Below are 16,793 nucleotides of genomic sequence, written 5' to 3'. Positions count from 1 at the left end.
TTGGACAATATATGAATTTGATCGAAAATATTAGGGAAGCTCTTAATTCTGTAAAAGTAAACTTGCTTCGTACCATTTTGACTGGAGCCATCATTGCCATTGGTATTTCTTCATTGGTAGGGATGTTGACGGCGATTGACGGAATCAAAACACAAATTGCGGAAAGTTTCTCAGGGCTTGGAGCTAATTCATTTGATATTCGTAATAAAGGGTATTCCGGCGGGAGAGCTATTCAACAAGGAGTAACAGAAAAGACCTATCCGAAAATCACTTTTAGGGAAACCCAATCATTTAAATCAGAATACAGTGCCATTGGGAGTGCTACGGTTTACACCAGAGTTGCTGGGGCGGCCGAGATAAAAAGAGGATCCAAAAAAACGGATCCAAATTCAAGGATAACAGGGGGTGATGAGAACTATCTGAATATCAAAGCGATGAAGATAGAGAATGGTAGAAACTTCAGTAATCTGGAAGTGGAGTATGGAAACAATGTTTGTGTGGTGGGTACTGAGATTGTTTCTATATTGTTCGAGCCCAATGAAGATCCGATTAATCAAAAGATTACTGTTTTTGGAAGGCCTTATGTGATAGTTGGAGTGTTAGAAGAGCAAGGAGGTGTTGGTCAGGATCAAGGAGCGGATAGACAGGTGATTATTCCTATAGAGAATGCAAGTAGATTAGATAAAAATGGAAATTTCAACTACAATATCACTGCATTAAGTTCTGATGGTACCAAGATTGAGTACGATATGGGGCAGGCCACTGAAATTATGAGAAAGGTCCGTCAGGATCGTGTAACAATGGAAGACTCTTTTGATTTAACTAAAAGCCGTTCTGTTGCTGAAAGCTTAGAGGAAGTGGCAGGATATTTAAGAATGGGCGGTTTCGGAATTGGTTTTATCACATTACTGGGAGCATCTATTGGTCTTATGAATATCATGCTGGTTTCTGTAACGGAAAGGACCCGTGAAATTGGTATTAGAAAAGCATTGGGGGCTACCCCTTTAAGAATTCGCCAACAATTTTTGTTGGAGGCAATCATGATCTGCATTTTAGGAGGGATCTTAGGAGTGATTTTAGGTATCGCAATTGGCAATTTAATTTCCTTGGTTATTGGAGTAGGAGGATTCTTAGTTCCTTGGCTATGGATGTTTGTGGCCTTCTTGATCTGTATTATTGTTGGACTTTTATCAGGGTACATCCCGGCAAAAAAGGCAAGTAAAATGGATCCTATCGAATCACTTCGGTACGAATAAGGATATTAATTAGAAAGACTCACTCAAACCTTCAGATTTTTGGAGGTTTTTTTGTGAAAAGAATTTTGACCAGTCATTGAATTAGATTATGGAATTGAAGGGTAATCTTTTATTTTTCAATTATGAAAGCAAATCAATTTGACGCGATCGTTATTGGATCAGGAATCAGTGGTGGTTGGGCAGCAAAAGAACTTTGTGAAAAAGGGTTAAAGACACTTGTTTTAGAAAGGGGAAGAGAGGTAAAGCATTTAACCGATTATCCTACTATGACAGCTGCCCCTTGGGAAATGCCCCACAGGAATCAGATTCCATTACAGGATAAAATTGCCAACCCAGTGGTCAACCGCTGTTATGCCTATAAAGAGGATACCGAACATTTCTTTGTGAAGGATTCCGAGCATCCTTATGTTCAGGAGAAACCATTTGATTGGGTAAGAGGGTATCAAGTAGGGGGCAAATCGTTGATTTGGGCGAGACAAACCCAGCGTTGGAGCAAGTATGATTTTGAAGGGCCTGGCAGAGATGGATTTGCAGTGGATTGGCCGATCCGATATCCTGATATTGATCCTTGGTATAGCTATGTAGAGCGTTTTGTGGGAATCAGCGGTAGTTATGAAGGTTTGGATACCTTGCCTGATGGGGAGTTTTTGAAGGCTTGGGAAATGAATTGCGTAGAAAAGGAAATTCAAAAAAGGATTGTCGAGGCATACAAAGACAGAAATGTGATTATTGGTAGATGTGCTCACTTGACAGAGCCCAAAGATATTCATCTTGCACAGGGGAGAGGTCAATGCATGGCAAGGAATCAATGTTACCGAGGATGCCCTTTTGGAGGGTATTTTAGTTCAAACTCTTCCACTTTACCTGCTGCCGCCAAAACCGGTAACCTTACTATCAGGCCAGATTCAGTGGTTCATTCTCTGATATATGATGACCAGCAAGGTAAAGTAACTGGTGTTAGAATAGTAGACCGAATATCGAAAAAGGAGATGGAATATTTTGCAAAAGTGATTTTTGTCAATGCCTCTGCCTTAAACTCGAACTTAATTTTATTGAATAGTACCTCCAAGCGATTCCCTAATGGGCTTGGGAATGATTCTGGGGTTTTGGGAAAATATATTGCATTTCATAATTATAGAGGGTCATTAGGGGCTTATTATGAAGGCTTTGAGGACTCTTATTATTTTGGGCGAAGACCCACAGCGGTGATGATGCCGAATTTTAGGAATGTGAAAAAGCAAGAAATGGATTTTCTAAGGGGCTACATGACTTTTTATACCGCTGGAAGAGCAGGATTTGGTCATGCGGATGCTCCTTTTGGAGCGGAATTTAAAGCCGCTAATTCAAAACCAGGGCCATGGTCTGTCTACATGATGATGCAAGGAGAGACTATTCCTAAAGAGTCCAATCAAGTGAGTTTGAGTATAGATCAGCAGGATGAATGGGGAATTCCTCTATTAAAAGTCAATGTGGATTACGATGCCAATGATGAAATGATTTTGAAGGATTTTCATGAGCAAGGCGAAGAAATGTTGACGAAGGCTGGGTGTACCAACATACGGAAATCCGATAGTAAGCAAGCTCCAGGATTAGATATCCATGAAATGGGAGGGGCTCGAATGGGGAAAGACCCAGCTACATCCATTTTGAATGCTTATAATCAGATGCATTTGGCTTCCAATGTATTTGTTACCGATGGAGCTTGTATGACTTCTACTGGAACTCAAAACCCTTCCATTACTTATATGGCTTTAACCGCCAGGGCTGTGGATTATGCAGTAAAAGAGATGAAAAATGGAGGGATTAGATAATCCCTGTATTAAGTCTTCCGAAAACTATTATTTTCTATATTAGCAGCATCAAATGAGGGGTGCCCTAAATTACGGGCTGAGATCATACCCATCAGTAAGAAATTACTGAGCACCTGATCCGGGTAATGCCGGCGTAGGGATAAGATGAATTGTTCTCCCTTTTTTGAATAATCATAACAAATTATTCAAATGGAAAATTTTATGGAATTGAATCTGCTCTGGCAGCAGATCAGGAATACGAGTTTGCTCGAATGGGTTGCTGTGAGCTTTGGAGTGACAGAAGTGTTGTTGGCCCGGAAAAATAGTGTGCTTTTATACCCTGCAGGAATCATCGGTATTTTATGTTCCTCCTTTTTATTGATTAATGCGAAGCTGTATGCAGAAACACTGTTGCATGGGTATTATTTGGTAATGAGTATTTATGGCTGGGCTATGTGGAAAAACAGAACCAGCTCAGGAGCTAGCAAAATATCCAGAAGTAGCCCGAAAGATCAAAAAATCACTTGGTCTATTGCATTAGGGGGATGGGTTTTATTGTATATCGCCCTTCGCTTCTTTACCGATTCAGATGTGCCTGTGATAGATGCCTTCGTTTCTTCCACCGCTTGGGCAGGAATGTGGCTTTTGGCAAAACGGAAGCTTGAAAATTGGATTTGGCTGAATATTTCAAACTTAGTGGCTATTCCATTGCTATATCACAAACAATTGATCTTAGTTTCATTTTTAACCCTGTTTCTATTCATCGTAGCCATTTTTGGTTATTTGGATTGGAAAAAAGAACTAGAGAAAAAGCATGAAGGATACAAAGCTATTTAACCATGAGCTCGCCATTAAGGCGGAAAAATTAGGATCCCTTCCTGATGAGTGGCTTGAGTTGATCTATCAAGAGAAATGGTTTAAAATGTTCGTACCGGTAGAATTGGGTGGGTTGGCATATTCGTTCCCAGAAGCACTACAAATAGAAGAGCGACTAGCCAGGCTGGACGGAAGCTTAGGCTGGACAATTACTTTGTGTGCGGGGGCAGGTTGGTTTGTAGGCTTCATGAATGAGCAATTGAGAAATAGCGTGTTTCCAGCATCTAACTTATGCCTGGCAGGGAGTGGGTTTGTAGGAGGGAAAGCAGACTTTGTAAATGGAGAATATGAGATTTCAGGAAGTTGGACCTATGCATCAGGAGCGTTGCATGCCACCAACTTTACGGCGAATTGCGAAATTCTCGAAAATGGGAAGCCCTTAATGGATGAAGAAGGAAACCCATTGGTCAAAGCCTTTTTGCTAGAGAAAAATGAAGTGGAGATTCTAGATGGATGGAATTACATGGGAATGATTGCCACGGGAAGTCATGCATTCAAAGCAGAGAAAATCAAGGTGCCTGCATATAGAGCATTTGAAATAAAGCCTGATAAAACCACACTCAAAGATTCAATTTACAAATTCCCTTTTTTACAATTTGCGGAGGCTACGCTGGCAGTAAATGTTTTGGGTGTTTCACAACATTTGATTGATTTGATTGAGGAATCTTTTTGGAAGCGACATTATTACAGGAAGTATGACCAAAAACATTTGAGCTATTTTCAAAAGATACTTGAAAAGAAGAAAAAGAAACTGGATAAGTTTAGGAATGAGTTTTATGAAGAGGTAGACAAGTCTTGGGATGAATTGGGAATACATGGAAAAATCTCCAAAAAGAATTTGAAATCACTCAGTAAGTCCGCTAGAAAATTAAGTCATAAATGCAGGGAGTATCATGCAGTTCTTTATCCATTTTCGGGATTGGAAGCAGCAAAAACCCATACTGAATTGAATAGAGTATGGAGAGATTTTAATACGGTAAGTCAACATGCCTTATTGATCTTTCCATTTTAAAATCGGGGCTACTAATCCTTTCGCTTCAAAACCATCATGGTCCTGTTAGGGATGTAAAGAAGTAAGCCCTGGTTTTCATTGGTTAGGAAGGTGGTACTTGCATCTAATCTTTCAAATCCCCCAAATTCCTCTTCATCGGAATTTAAAATCATTTGATAAGAACCTGGCCAAGGTACTTGGATAGCAAAACCTGAGAAAGATTCTGTAGGATGAAAGGAAAATACAAAGACGAGACCTGCTCGTTCATAAGCGAGAATTTTTTTATTTGGATCTAGGTGTAACTGGCGTGCATGTTGAGAAGCCAGAACTTGAAAGTCTTTTGCCAATTGAATCATGGATTTATCCCAAGCAGCTAATTGCCTATAACGAAGTAAAGGATCATCTACTAAAGACCATTGTCTTCTGGCGTATTGGTAACTCCAATTATTACCTTCCCTTGGAAAATCTACCCATTCAGGATGTCCAAATTCATTTCCTATAAAAGTAAGGTATCCTTCTCCCCCTAAGGAAAGCGTAATCATACGGATTAATTTGTGTAAGGAGATCCCTCTGTCTACCACCAAATTTTGCTGTAGTAAAGACATGCTGAAATACATCTCTTTGTCCATCAGCCAAAATGCCAGCGATTTATCTCCAACTAATGCCTGATCATGACTTTCGGCATAGGCGATGGATTTCTCTTTGACCGGACGGTTGGATAATTGGTGCCAAAGCTCAAACATATCCCATTCCTCATCCTGCTTATGTTTAAGGGTTTTGATCCAATAATCCGGAACACCCATAGCCATTCTGAAGTCAAAGCCTATTCCCCCATCTTCTATTTTTCTGGAAAGTCCAGGCATTCCGCTGACATCTTCCGCAATTGAAATACTTTGAGGCTTTAGTTTGTGGATTAATGTATTGGCAAGTTGTAGGTAAAGAATGGCATCATCATCCACATTGGAATCAAAATATAAATCGATATTATCAAAATCCATGAATAATCCATGGTGGAGGTACATGATGGATGTCACTCCATCAAAACGAAATCCATCCATATGGAATTCTTCAATCCAATATCGGATATTACTCAAGAGGAATTGTTGGACTTCTCTTTTTGAATAGTTGAATACTTTAGAGTCCCAACCTTCATGATATCCTTTTGGGCCGGCATGAAAGTATTGGTGATCACTTCCATCAAATTCGTTGATTCCTTCATTCACATTTTTTACTGCATGTGAATGAACAATATCCATTACCACTGCAATTCCCATCTTATGGGCAGTATTAATCAGAGATTTTAATTCTTCTGGTGTTCCAAAACGAGAAGTGGGAGCAAAGAAATTTGACACGTGATAACCAAATGATCCATAATAGGGGTGTTCCATGACAGCCATGAGCTGGATGGTATTGTATCCAGCTGATTTGATCCGTGGCAAGATGTTTTCCTCAAACTCTTGATATGTCCCTACGCCTAGTTTTTCCTGTGCCATCCCGATATGGCACTCATATATTAAGGGTTGTTTTCTACTTTCTGCTAAAGAAAAATCTTGGTCGGTCCAGGGAAAAGGAGAATCAAACCACACTTGACCGGCAAAATCATGTGTTTCATCATTTTGAATTACCCGAGTGATGTATACGGGAATTCTATCCAAAGCCCCATTGGCACCAATGACATGGACCTTTACCTTTGAACCATGGACGAACGTATCTTTATATTGATCAAAGGGTAAGAAAATTTCCCAATCTCCACGAGGATTTTTTTTCATAGGGTGGGATTGTCGATCCCAATCGTTAAAGTCCCCAAAAAAATAAAGTGCTTCTGCTGCAGGGGCCCATTCCCTATAGACCCAACCATTTCTCCAACTCTCGAAATGAATTCCATAAAATTGATGGTTGCTACCATATTCTAGAATATCACCGCAGAAATTTTCGATTTCTTGGATAGCTGATTGGTATTTGCTCCATCGAAGAGAAATCTTATCACTGTATTTTTCAAGCCAAGGCTCGTCTAGTACTAAATTGAGGGGGGCGGACTTTCTCACAAACATGAAATTTACTTGGCTTAATTTAGAAAAATGTAAATGGAATCAAGCATGTCCTTCTTTTTTTCATTCCTGTGGTGAATTGAAAAATTAAAAGCGGTAAGAAAATTTAATTCTTACCGCTCTGATTTATATACTAAATTATAAAATACGTCCAAAATCAAACAATATCTGTTTTTCTAGGGTCTGGACCATATTGATTTTTTCCTTTCTGACCTTTTTTTGCGGCCAGCCAAATAAAACCTATAAAATTGATTGGAGGTGGGATCAATAAATAAAAGGCATATCTCCAATCCAGACCAATATCATGGAGTCTTTTAATGGCTTGCACCATCAAAATACTGATCGAAGCTATTAGAGCTACGCCAGCTCCATAGAATATCATCCATGACTCAGTTTGGAAACTATCCCATATTAACAATAAGCATAGAATGTTGATGAAATAGAAAACCATGAACATCCATAAATACTTCCTTCTAGTTATTCTTCCCTCTGGTTTAAATGTTGAATTCATACTTTAACTAACGAGCCTGATAGGAAGTTGTTTTCAAAGCAGAATTTGCATCAACTCTAGTTTATACTCAATGTTTCTCGTAAACATACTCTGGTTCGATTACCTCGACAGTACCTTCATCGTTGATTTTATCCAAAGTAACCACTTTCAATTCATTGACTAGCATGGGATCATATTTGGCCGAAACACGTATATAGTTTTCGGTAAATCCGTGAATTTTCCCATTTTCTATGTCCTCTTCAAATAGTACTGTAAATGTTTTTCCCAGGTTTTCTTCGTAGAACTTCCTCCTTTTCTTTTCAGAAAGTATACGGAGCATTTTGGAACGTTCGTTTCTTTTTTTTATCGGAACGACACCTTCCATTTCTACTGCCCTGGTATTTGCACGCTCAGAGTAGGTAAAAACATGCAAGTATGAAATATCCAGTTCGTTTAGAAAATTATAGGTTTCTAGAAATAGTTCGTCTGTTTCTCCTGGGAACCCTACAATAACATCTACTCCTATACAGGAATGCGGCATCAAGGTCTTGATTTTGGAGACCCTGTCTTCATATAATTCACGAAGGTATCTTCTCCCCATTTTTCTTAAGATGGTATTAGAACCGGATTGCAATGGGATATGGAAATGGGGTACAAATCTTTTGGATTGGGCAGCAAAACTGATGATTTCATTGGTGAGTAGGTTGGGCTCAATAGAAGAAATCCTAAATCGACTAATTCCTTCCACTTCATCAAGAGCATAGACTAGGTCAGCGAATTTTTCATTTCTTTTACCATCGACTATTCCAAAGTCTCCAATATTAACTCCGGTTAGTACGATTTCTTTGACCTTGGTACTCGCTATTTCTTTTGCAGAAGCAACGACACTTTCAATAGTGTTACTTCTACTTTTTCCTCTTGCCAATGGAATGGTGCAGAATGCGCATCCGTAGTTGCAGCCATCCTGAACTTTTAAAAAAGTCCGTGTTCTGTCATTGATGGAGTAGGCATTGTTGAAAGTAGTAGCTTCCTGGATTTCTGAGGCTAGGATTTTGGTGTCCTGTGCTTTGGCAAAATCATCCAATAACTCGATTAATCTGAATTTTTCTGCTGCACCCAACACTGCATCGACTCCTTTTATTTCCGAAATCTCTTTCGGTTTTAATTGGGCATAGCAACCAATGATCGTCACGTAAGAATTGGGAGAGATCTTTTTAGCCTCTTTTACTATCTTCTTACATTTTTTATCTGCATTCTCGGTTACCGAGCAAGTATTAATGATGAAAATGTCAGGATTATCCTGAAAATCCACCTTTAAATATCCTTTATCTTCAAACTGTCTACTAATAGTAGACGTCTCCGAGAAGTTGAGTTTACATCCAAGTGTATAAAATGCTACCTTTTTCACAATTAATCTCCAGCTTATTTGAGAATGCAAAGGTAATTAAAGTCTACTTGTTTTCAATTTTCTAATTTCAGAACGGAAAATCACTTTTTTGAACGAAATGGTGTGAAAAAGACCATGTTTTTTTGATAAAACTGTAAATTTTTCAAAAAATGAGCTCAAATTTTGGTCATTTTCATTTTCGAGTCAGTATTTTTCTATTTTTGTGAGTATAATCTTAAACCACACTTTGTAGAAATGGCAACACTCAGACAACAAGCCTTGTCAATGGTGCAGGCTAGACAGCGATCTGCTGTAAAAGCACCATCTACCAAAATATCCGATTATTTTGGCGAAAACGTATTTGGAACTGCTCAAATGAAAGTGTCTTTGGCTCCATCCGTTTTCAAAAAGGTAATGGAAGCGATCGATAAAGGCTCAAAAATAGATGTTTCAACTGCTGAGGAAATTGCATCTGCAGTGAAAACTTGGGCTCTTGCGAAAGGAGTAACACATTATACTCACTGGTTCCAACCATTGACAGGTTCTACTGCTGAGAAGCATGATTCCTTTTTCGATGCTTTAGGCGGATTGGAAAAGTTTAAAGGTAGTGCCTTAGTTCAGCAAGAACCAGATGCGTCTTCTTTCCCAAATGGAGGGATCAGATCTACTTTTGAAGCAAGAGGTTATACCGCTTGGGATCCTTCTTCTCCAATATTTATTTTTGAAAACACGCTTTGTATCCCAACTATTTTTGTTTCCTACACAGGAGAGGCATTGGATTACAAAACTCCATTGTTAAAATCTATGGAAGCAATCAATGATGCTTCCGTGCAGATCTGCCAATTATTTGACAGAAATGTGAAAAAGGTATTCCCTTCTCTTGGAGTAGAGCAAGAATATTTTGTAGTAGATAAAGCGTTGTTTGCTGCAAGACCGGATTTGGTGATGGCAGGTAGAACCGTTTTTGGACATAGCCCAGCCAGAGGTCAGCAATTGGATGATCATTATTTCGGTACTATCCCTACTAGGGTAAAGGACTTTATGGTTGACTTTGAAATTGAGTCTCATAAGCTTGGTATTCCAGTAATGACTCGTCACAATGAAGTGGCTCCAGGTCAGTTTGAAGTAGCTCCTTTGTTTGAAGAAATCAATAAAGCAACCGATCACAACCAATTATTGATGGATGTGATGGACAAAGTTGCTGAAAAGCATAATTTGAAGGTGTTGTTCCATGAGAAGCCATTTGCTGGTGTCAACGGAAGTGGAAAGCATAATAACTGGTCATTGATTACTGATACCGGAGTAAACTTGTTCCAGCCAAGTAGTTCTGCAAGAGAGAATCTTCAGTTCTTGACTTTCTTAGTAGCGACTATCAAAGCAGTATATGATCATTCAGATTTATTAAGAGCAAGTATTGCTTCTGCGGGTAATGACTACCGATTAGGTGCTAACGAAGCTCCTCCTGCAATTATTTCTGTTTTCTTAGGTGCTACTCTTACTGAGGTATTGGATGAACTTGAGAAAAATGGAAATATCAAAATAGAGAAAGGTGACAACATGTATATGAAGTTAGGAATCTCTAAGATTCCTGAAATCATACTTGATAACACTGATCGTAACAGAACTTCACCATTTGCATTTACTGGAAATAAATTTGAGTTCCGTGCGGTAGGTTCTCAAGCCAATGTTGCTGGTCCAATGACTGCCCTTAACGTAATTGTAGCAGATGTCTTGAAAGGTATGTATAAGGATATCGAGAAAGAGATGGCTGCAGGTAAGGAGAAGAAAATTGCTATAGTGAATGTACTAAGAAAATACATCAAGGATAGCAAGAAAGTAAGGTTCGAAGGAGATGGATATTCTGAAGCTTGGGCTAAGGAAGCCGAAAAAAGAGGTTTGTCTAACTTGAAGTCTACTCCACTTGCACTTGACGTGTATCAGAGGAAGGCTACCAAAGAGCTTTTTGAAAGACACAACGTGATGAATGAGATTGAGATTCATGCGCGTCATGAGATTATGTTGGAAAACTTCATTATGAAAGTTCAAATCGAAGGTAGAGTGATGGGGGATCTGGCATTGAATCACATTATTCCTACAGCCATTCTTTATCAGAATAAGATGATTGAAAATGCGAACGGTTTGAAAAGCCTTGGCTTGGATCATACCGCTGCTGTAGCAACGATCAAAGAAGTTTCTAAACATATTGAATCTTTGAAATCCAATATCACTGCAATGATTGAAGCTCGTAAGAAGCTCAACAAAGAAGAAGATATTGTGAAAATGGCTAAAGGCTATCAGACTGAAGTGAAAGAAGCTTATTTCGATAAAATCCGATATGCTGTTGATAAGCTGGAATTATTGGTAGACGATGAGTCTTGGCCACTAGTGAAGTATAGAGAAATGTTGTTTTTGAGATAATATTTAACTCGAAAAGTACAAAAGCCTCTCATTCATTTGAGAGGCTTTTTTTATGCTTTTACCTTTAAGAAAAATTTATTAAGTCCTAATTTAAAGAAGGAAATTTTATTTATTGCTATTAGTTCAAGAATAAATATTGATTATTTAAAAGAGTAAATACTTAAAATAATTAAATTATGAACTTACTTTTGTAAAAAAATTAAATAAATATCCTATTTCAACAAAAAATATTATCTAATTGTTTTGAATGGATTTTGAAATTTATAGATTTACCACACAGACTAGTGTATACTAGAAAGATGTTAAAGTTTTCTCCTTGAATTTTTTCCGGAAACAAACTTTTAAGTAATCTTTAGTTATAAAGGCCAAGTAATTAGTAGGTATTCCCTAGTCTGTCTATTAACTCATTTATTTTCTAATCATTAATTAATTGCTATGAGAAAAGTTTTATCAATTGCTTTGACTCTGGTTATGATCTTTTGTGCCACGGCTATGGTACAGGCTCAGAAAAGAGTTTTGAAAGGAGTTGTGACAGCTTCACCGGATGGAGAGCCCATGCCGGGTGTTACAATTTTGGACAAGAGCAACCAGACGGGTACTACCACGAATATTGATGGAGAGTATTCTATTTCTGTTGGACCGAATTCAGTTTTGGTATTTTCTTTTATTGGTTTTGCTGCTCAGGAAGTAGTGGTAGGTAATCAATCTGAGATCAATATTAATTTGGAGGAGGATGCAAGTGAACTGTCCGAATTTGTCGTTACCGCTTTTGGTATGGACAAGAGTGAAAAATCATTGGGTTATGCTACTAGTACAATCAAAGCTGACGAATTGATTAAAGTAGGTAATCCAAACGTCGCATCTGCACTTTATGGTAAAGCTCCAGGTGTTAGAATCCAAACAGGGGCAGGGGGGGCTACCTCAGCGGTCAATATTCAGATTCGAGGAATTAATTCGATTACGGGTAAAAACCAGCCACTTATTGTTTTGGACGGGGTGCCAATTCGAAATGAAGAAGTTACCAACAACAACTATTGGGGTGATCAAAGACTAAGAGGAAATGGCTTACTAGATATAAATCCAGCAGATATTGATAATATTTCCATTTTAAAGGGAGCCTCTGCAGCTGCACTTTATGGTTCAGAGGCGGTTAATGGTGTTGTTTTAATTACCACCAAAAAAGGAACTGCAGGTAAAAACGGAATGCAAGTTGACTTTAATGCGAATGTCAGCTTAGATAAGATTGCCTATTTGCCAAGATACCAAAATGTAAGAGGTCCTGGTATGCCAGCTCATATCCAGAATTTGGGGCAAGCAGAAGATGGCTTTAATTATACGCAAGATGGAATCCGTACTGTACCGAATACAACCACTAACTATGGGCCAGTATTCGATGGTCAGCCAATGCAAGCTTGGGATGGAATTTCCAGACCATATGTAGCTCAACAAGATAACTATGCAGCTTTATTCAATAGTCCGGTAAGTTCAAATGTTAACGTGGCTATTTCCAATAGTACTGATAAGGCAAATTTCCGTCTTTCTTTGACTCGTCAAGACAATGAATCATTGAGTTTGAATTCTAAAAACAGCAAAAACATTGTTAACCTGAATTCAAGCTATCAAGTAAACAAAAATTGGAAGGTGGATTTGATGGTGAATTACATCAATCAGAACACTAAGAACCGTCCTTATTCCATTGACCGAATGATCAATAACTTCGGTGGGATGATGACACGTTTCGATAATGGTGAGTGGTATCTTGATAGATATCAAACGAGCCGTGGTTATAGATTTGTGACAGGCAATGGACAAAGCTTGACTCCTGAAGAAAATATTACCGGTAATGGTTTCAGAGGAGATATTGCTGACTATGTATGGAGAGTAAACAAAAATAGAGCTTCCGAATTGAGTAACAGAGTAATTGGTAGTTTGACTAATCATATCCAGATTACTAATGATTTGAAATTAAGAGCTCGTCTATCTACTGACTTCACGAATAGATATTCAGAATTCAGTAATTATTCTACTCGTCCTTTGGCTTTCGGACCTTCAGGAGCATTTGGGATGAATACTGAATTATTCAGCATTCTTTATGGGGACTTGATGTTGACTTACACTAAAAGACTTACAGATGAAATCACTTTGAGTGCTATGGGTGGTTATACTGCAAGAAAAGAAAGTTTTAGCAATGTGTCTAGAAGTACCAATGGTGGATTAAGTACCGAAAATCTATTTGATATTGTTGCTTCCACAAATATCCCTAACTCTGGTTCTGATAGATCTTATAGAGTAATTGATGCATTTCTTGGAACAGTTAATTTCGATTATAAAAACATTTGGTTTGTTGAGGGTACGGTTCGTAGAGATAGAATTTCTACTATGAATCCTAACAATAATGCATTTGTTTATCCTTCTGTAAATACCAGTTTTGCAATTTCTGATGCCATTCAATTACCTCAATTTATCACTTTCTCTAAGTTGAGAGGATCATGGGGTATCGTAGGTAACTATCCAGATATCTATAGAGCAAATATTGCTTACTCTCAAAACTCTTTGGGTGTTCAGCAGCCAGGTGGAGGGAATGTACTATACACTACTATTTCTAGTTCTTTCGGAAACGATGGTATTAAGCCAGAACAGAAGCATGAATTTGAATTTGGTTTAGATACTAGATTCTTCAACAATAGATTCGGTTTAGACCTTTCTTACTACAATGCTCAGATCAGAGACCAAATCTTACCGTTGACTTTGCCTACTACTTCAGGAGCTAGATCTGTATTGACAAACATCGGTACGTTGAGAAATACAGGTGTTGAAATTTCATTGAATGGAACGATCGTTCAGACTGCGAACTTCGGTTGGAATATGACGCTAAACATTGCTAAAAATATGAACAAAGTTGAAAAGTTGGCTAACAATGCAACTGAACTTCTTCATGCTGATTATGATGGAAATGCGGCTCAACTTCGTTCTGTGGTAGGTAGACCAATGGGTGATTTTTACGCTAGACCAATTGCAACAGATGCAAATGGTAATAAAATCGTTCAGCCAAATGGTTTATATAAAATCGATAATCAAAACTGGATTCAAGTGGGTAATGCCATGCCAGATGCTGTAGGTGGTTTTATTAATGAGTTAAATTATAAGAATTTCTCCCTTTCAGCAGTCGTTGATTTCCAAATCGGAGGTAGTGTAATGCCAACAGGTATTAACTGGATGATTAGCCGAGGGTTGACTGAAAAGAGTTTGAACTACATGGACGAAGCAAGTGGTGGTTTGGCTTATTATGTAAATGAAAATGGACAAGGAATCCAAGTAGATCATTCTGCAGCACAAGGACCAAATGGTGAAACTGTTTATCACGATGGTATGGTGATGGATGGAGTTGTTGCTGATGGTTCTCCAAACTCTAATGTAATTTCTCAAGCGTATTATTATTGGAATACCTATAACTGGGGTGGTCCTCAGTATAGCCAGTCTAGATATGAATTGTATATAAAGGACAATGACTATGTCAAAATGAGAGAATTGTCTTTGAGCTATACTATTCCAAATCAAATCACTTCTAAAATTGGAGCTTCCAATGTGAACCTTTCTGTATTTGGTAGAAACTTGTTTTTCTTATATAGAAATATCAAGGACTTAGACCCAGAAGTATTGACTGGTGGATCTAGATGGACTCAAACGTTGACTAGTGCAGGTACCAACCCAGCTACTAGAACATGGGGTTTTATGTTAAGAGCTAGATTCTAATAATTGATATAAGATAAAAACATGATTAAGATGAATATCAATAGAATATTAATATACATTATGCTAATAGGCTTCTCGGTGAGTTGTACTACAGCAGATTTTGAAGATAATTACACGGATCCTTCGAAGCTTTCTGAAACCTCAGTGGGTAAGCAGTTTACTGGAATGATTTATACCAACCGTCAATCTGTATTGCCTACTTATTGGGATTACTTTGTGATTAAGCGAATTACTTCCAATAGATATACACAGGCAGTAGGATGGGTGAATGTTGAAAATCAATATGTGCCTGGTTCTGCGGCAGTAAATGACCGTTGGAATAATTACTACAATTTCGTGGCTCAATACAGAGAGCTTGAGAAAGTATATAATGCCTTGTCTGAAGAGGAGAAAGTTGATAATCGTGTATTTATGATTGCTGCAGCTACTTACTTCTATGACCATACTCAGCAAGTAGTCGATTTGCATGGGGATATTCCTTGGTCAGAGGCAGGTATGCTAAGTACTAATGGAGGGGATTATACTAAATCATATGCTGGTTATGATAAAGCAAGTGATATTTATTCCAAGATGTTAGATGATTTGGCTGGATTTGCTGATGAGTTACGTACACTACAAATCAATCCTGCTATTGAAATTGAATTCAGGACTCAAGACTTGATCAACCGTGGAGATATAGATCAGTGGTTGAAATATATCAATTCTTTACGATTAAGGATGTTGACTAGAGTAAGCGGTACTAGTGAGTTCAGCGCTAGAGCAAAAACTGAAATCGGTACTATTTTGTCGAATCCGGGACAGTATCCAATTGTTTCTGATAATGACAGTAATATCCTTTTCCGAATCCATACTTTAGGGACTTTGATGCCTGCTAATAACTTCCAGAGTGGTTTGGAAGATTGGGGTGGCAACATTGCCGGAAAAGCTATTTTGAATCACATGGTAGGAAATGAGGATCCTAGATTAACTTATGTATTTCAACCAGGAGAGAATGCAGAAGGCGAGTACCTTGGTTTGGATCCATTGATGAACCCTACAGATCAGAACGCTTTGGTATTGACTCAAACTTTGAGTATCTACAATCACTCTACCATCAGTAGAAACCAGTATTTCCCAGGTTTAATCATTACAGCGGCAGAAGTACATTTGATGGCAGCTGAATATTACCTGAAGGAAAATCAGGGTATGATGGCGAAGACCCATTATGAAGAAGCAATTCGACAGTCTGTTGATTTTTACGAATACCTAAGAAGTATCAGTAATAATGCAGAATCAGGTGATCCGATTGTTCCTACCGAAGAATCGATCAATGCTTACTTATCTATGGATGATGTTTCTTGGGATATGGCAGGATCTTCTGAGGAGAAGCTTAAATTAATTGCTGAGCAAAAATGGTTACACTTCAATGTGGTTCAATCAAATGAAAGCTGGCATGAATTAAGAAGATTGGGTAAAGTGGACCTTGAATTCTGGGAAGATAACTCTAATCAGCAGAGCTTGCCTCCAGCAAGATGGATGTATCCTGGGTCTGAACAGACTTACAATACAGAAAATTATTCTGTAGTACAGCCTGATGATAAATTGATGAACACCATTTTCTGGGATGTGAATTAATTTTTTTAGGTAGTGTTTTATTAAAAAGCCCCTCAATGTAATTGAGGGGCTTTTTTTATACCAAATATCCATAAATATCCATGAATTATTCAAATAAAATTTCATATAACTAATAACTTACCAGATTATATGTTGTAAAAAACTTGTTTACTTTACTAACTTTCTAAAAA

10 protein-coding genes are annotated in these 16,793 nt (G+C 38.1%); 7 read left to right on the top strand and 3 right to left on the bottom strand.

Features of this window, described 5'->3' with window-relative positions; all coding sequences use genetic code 11:
• The first annotated feature begins 11 nt into the window (after nt 1–11).
• The 4 genes from JYB62_RS07505 (at nt 12) to JYB62_RS07490 (ending at nt 4,934) form a co-directional block, all read left to right on the top strand.
• Nucleotides 12–1,256, top strand: a complete 1,245-nt coding sequence (locus tag JYB62_RS07505) for an ABC transporter permease (protein ID WP_205644785.1) — start codon at nt 12–14, stop codon at nt 1,254–1,256.
• A gap of 122 nt (nt 1,257–1,378) precedes the next feature.
• Nucleotides 1,379–3,067, top strand: a complete 1,689-nt coding sequence (locus JYB62_RS07500; RefSeq protein WP_205644784.1) for a GMC oxidoreductase — start codon at nt 1,379–1,381, stop codon at nt 3,065–3,067.
• A gap of 189 nt (nt 3,068–3,256) precedes the next feature.
• Nucleotides 3,257–3,883 carry a nicotinamide riboside transporter PnuC gene (pnuC, locus tag JYB62_RS07495; protein WP_205644783.1) on the top strand — a complete coding sequence of 209 codons (627 nt, stop codon included), beginning with the start codon at nt 3,257–3,259 and terminating at the stop codon, nt 3,881–3,883.
• The gene (locus JYB62_RS07490) at nt 3,861–4,934 is read left to right on the top strand and encodes an acyl-CoA dehydrogenase family protein (protein WP_205644782.1); all 1,074 of its coding nucleotides are present in this window, start codon (nt 3,861–3,863) and stop codon (nt 4,932–4,934) included. Before pnuC ends, JYB62_RS07490 begins: the two co-directional genes overlap by 23 nt.
• Nucleotides 4,935–4,945: 11 nt before the next feature.
• Here JYB62_RS07490 and JYB62_RS07485 read toward each other — a convergent pair whose 3' ends face one another.
• From JYB62_RS07485 to mtaB, 3 genes are all read right to left on the bottom strand, one after another.
• Nucleotides 4,946–6,964, bottom strand: a complete 2,019-nt coding sequence (locus JYB62_RS07485) for an alpha amylase C-terminal domain-containing protein (protein ID WP_205644781.1) — start codon at nt 6,962–6,964, stop codon at nt 4,946–4,948.
• A gap of 154 nt (nt 6,965–7,118) precedes the next feature.
• On the bottom strand, nt 7,119–7,472 hold the full coding sequence (locus JYB62_RS07480; RefSeq protein WP_205644780.1) for a DUF805 domain-containing protein: 354 nt from the start codon (nt 7,470–7,472) through the stop codon (nt 7,119–7,121).
• A 67-nt stretch (nt 7,473–7,539) separates the two neighbouring features.
• Complete coding sequence (gene mtaB / locus JYB62_RS07475) at nt 7,540–8,859, bottom strand: tRNA (N(6)-L-threonylcarbamoyladenosine(37)-C(2))-methylthiotransferase MtaB (protein WP_205644779.1); 1,320 nt, start codon at nt 8,857–8,859, stop codon at nt 7,540–7,542.
• 234 nt (nt 8,860–9,093) lie between these two features.
• On the opposite strand from mtaB, the gene JYB62_RS07470 reads away from it, so the two are divergent.
• The 3 genes from JYB62_RS07470 (at nt 9,094) to JYB62_RS07460 (ending at nt 16,623) form a co-directional block, all read left to right on the top strand.
• Nucleotides 9,094–11,256 carry a glutamine synthetase III family protein gene (locus tag JYB62_RS07470; protein WP_205644778.1) on the top strand — a complete coding sequence of 721 codons (2,163 nt, stop codon included), beginning with the start codon at nt 9,094–9,096 and terminating at the stop codon, nt 11,254–11,256.
• 435 nt (nt 11,257–11,691) lie between these two features.
• Nucleotides 11,692–15,009, top strand: coding sequence for a SusC/RagA family TonB-linked outer membrane protein (locus tag JYB62_RS07465; RefSeq protein WP_205644777.1), 3,318 nt, complete (start codon nt 11,692–11,694; stop codon nt 15,007–15,009).
• A gap of 30 nt (nt 15,010–15,039) precedes the next feature.
• On the top strand, nt 15,040–16,623 hold the full coding sequence (locus JYB62_RS07460) for a SusD/RagB family nutrient-binding outer membrane lipoprotein (RefSeq protein WP_205644776.1): 1,584 nt from the start codon (nt 15,040–15,042) through the stop codon (nt 16,621–16,623).
• Nucleotides 16,624–16,793: the final 170 nt, after the last annotated feature.

It is taken from the genome of Algoriphagus lutimaris, from assembly GCF_017051705.1.
GTDB classification, from domain to species: Bacteria; Bacteroidota; Bacteroidia; order Cytophagales; family Cyclobacteriaceae; genus Algoriphagus; species Algoriphagus lutimaris.
Note: the sequence above shows the minus strand (reverse complement) of the source record. Positions and strands in the feature narration are given on the sequence as shown.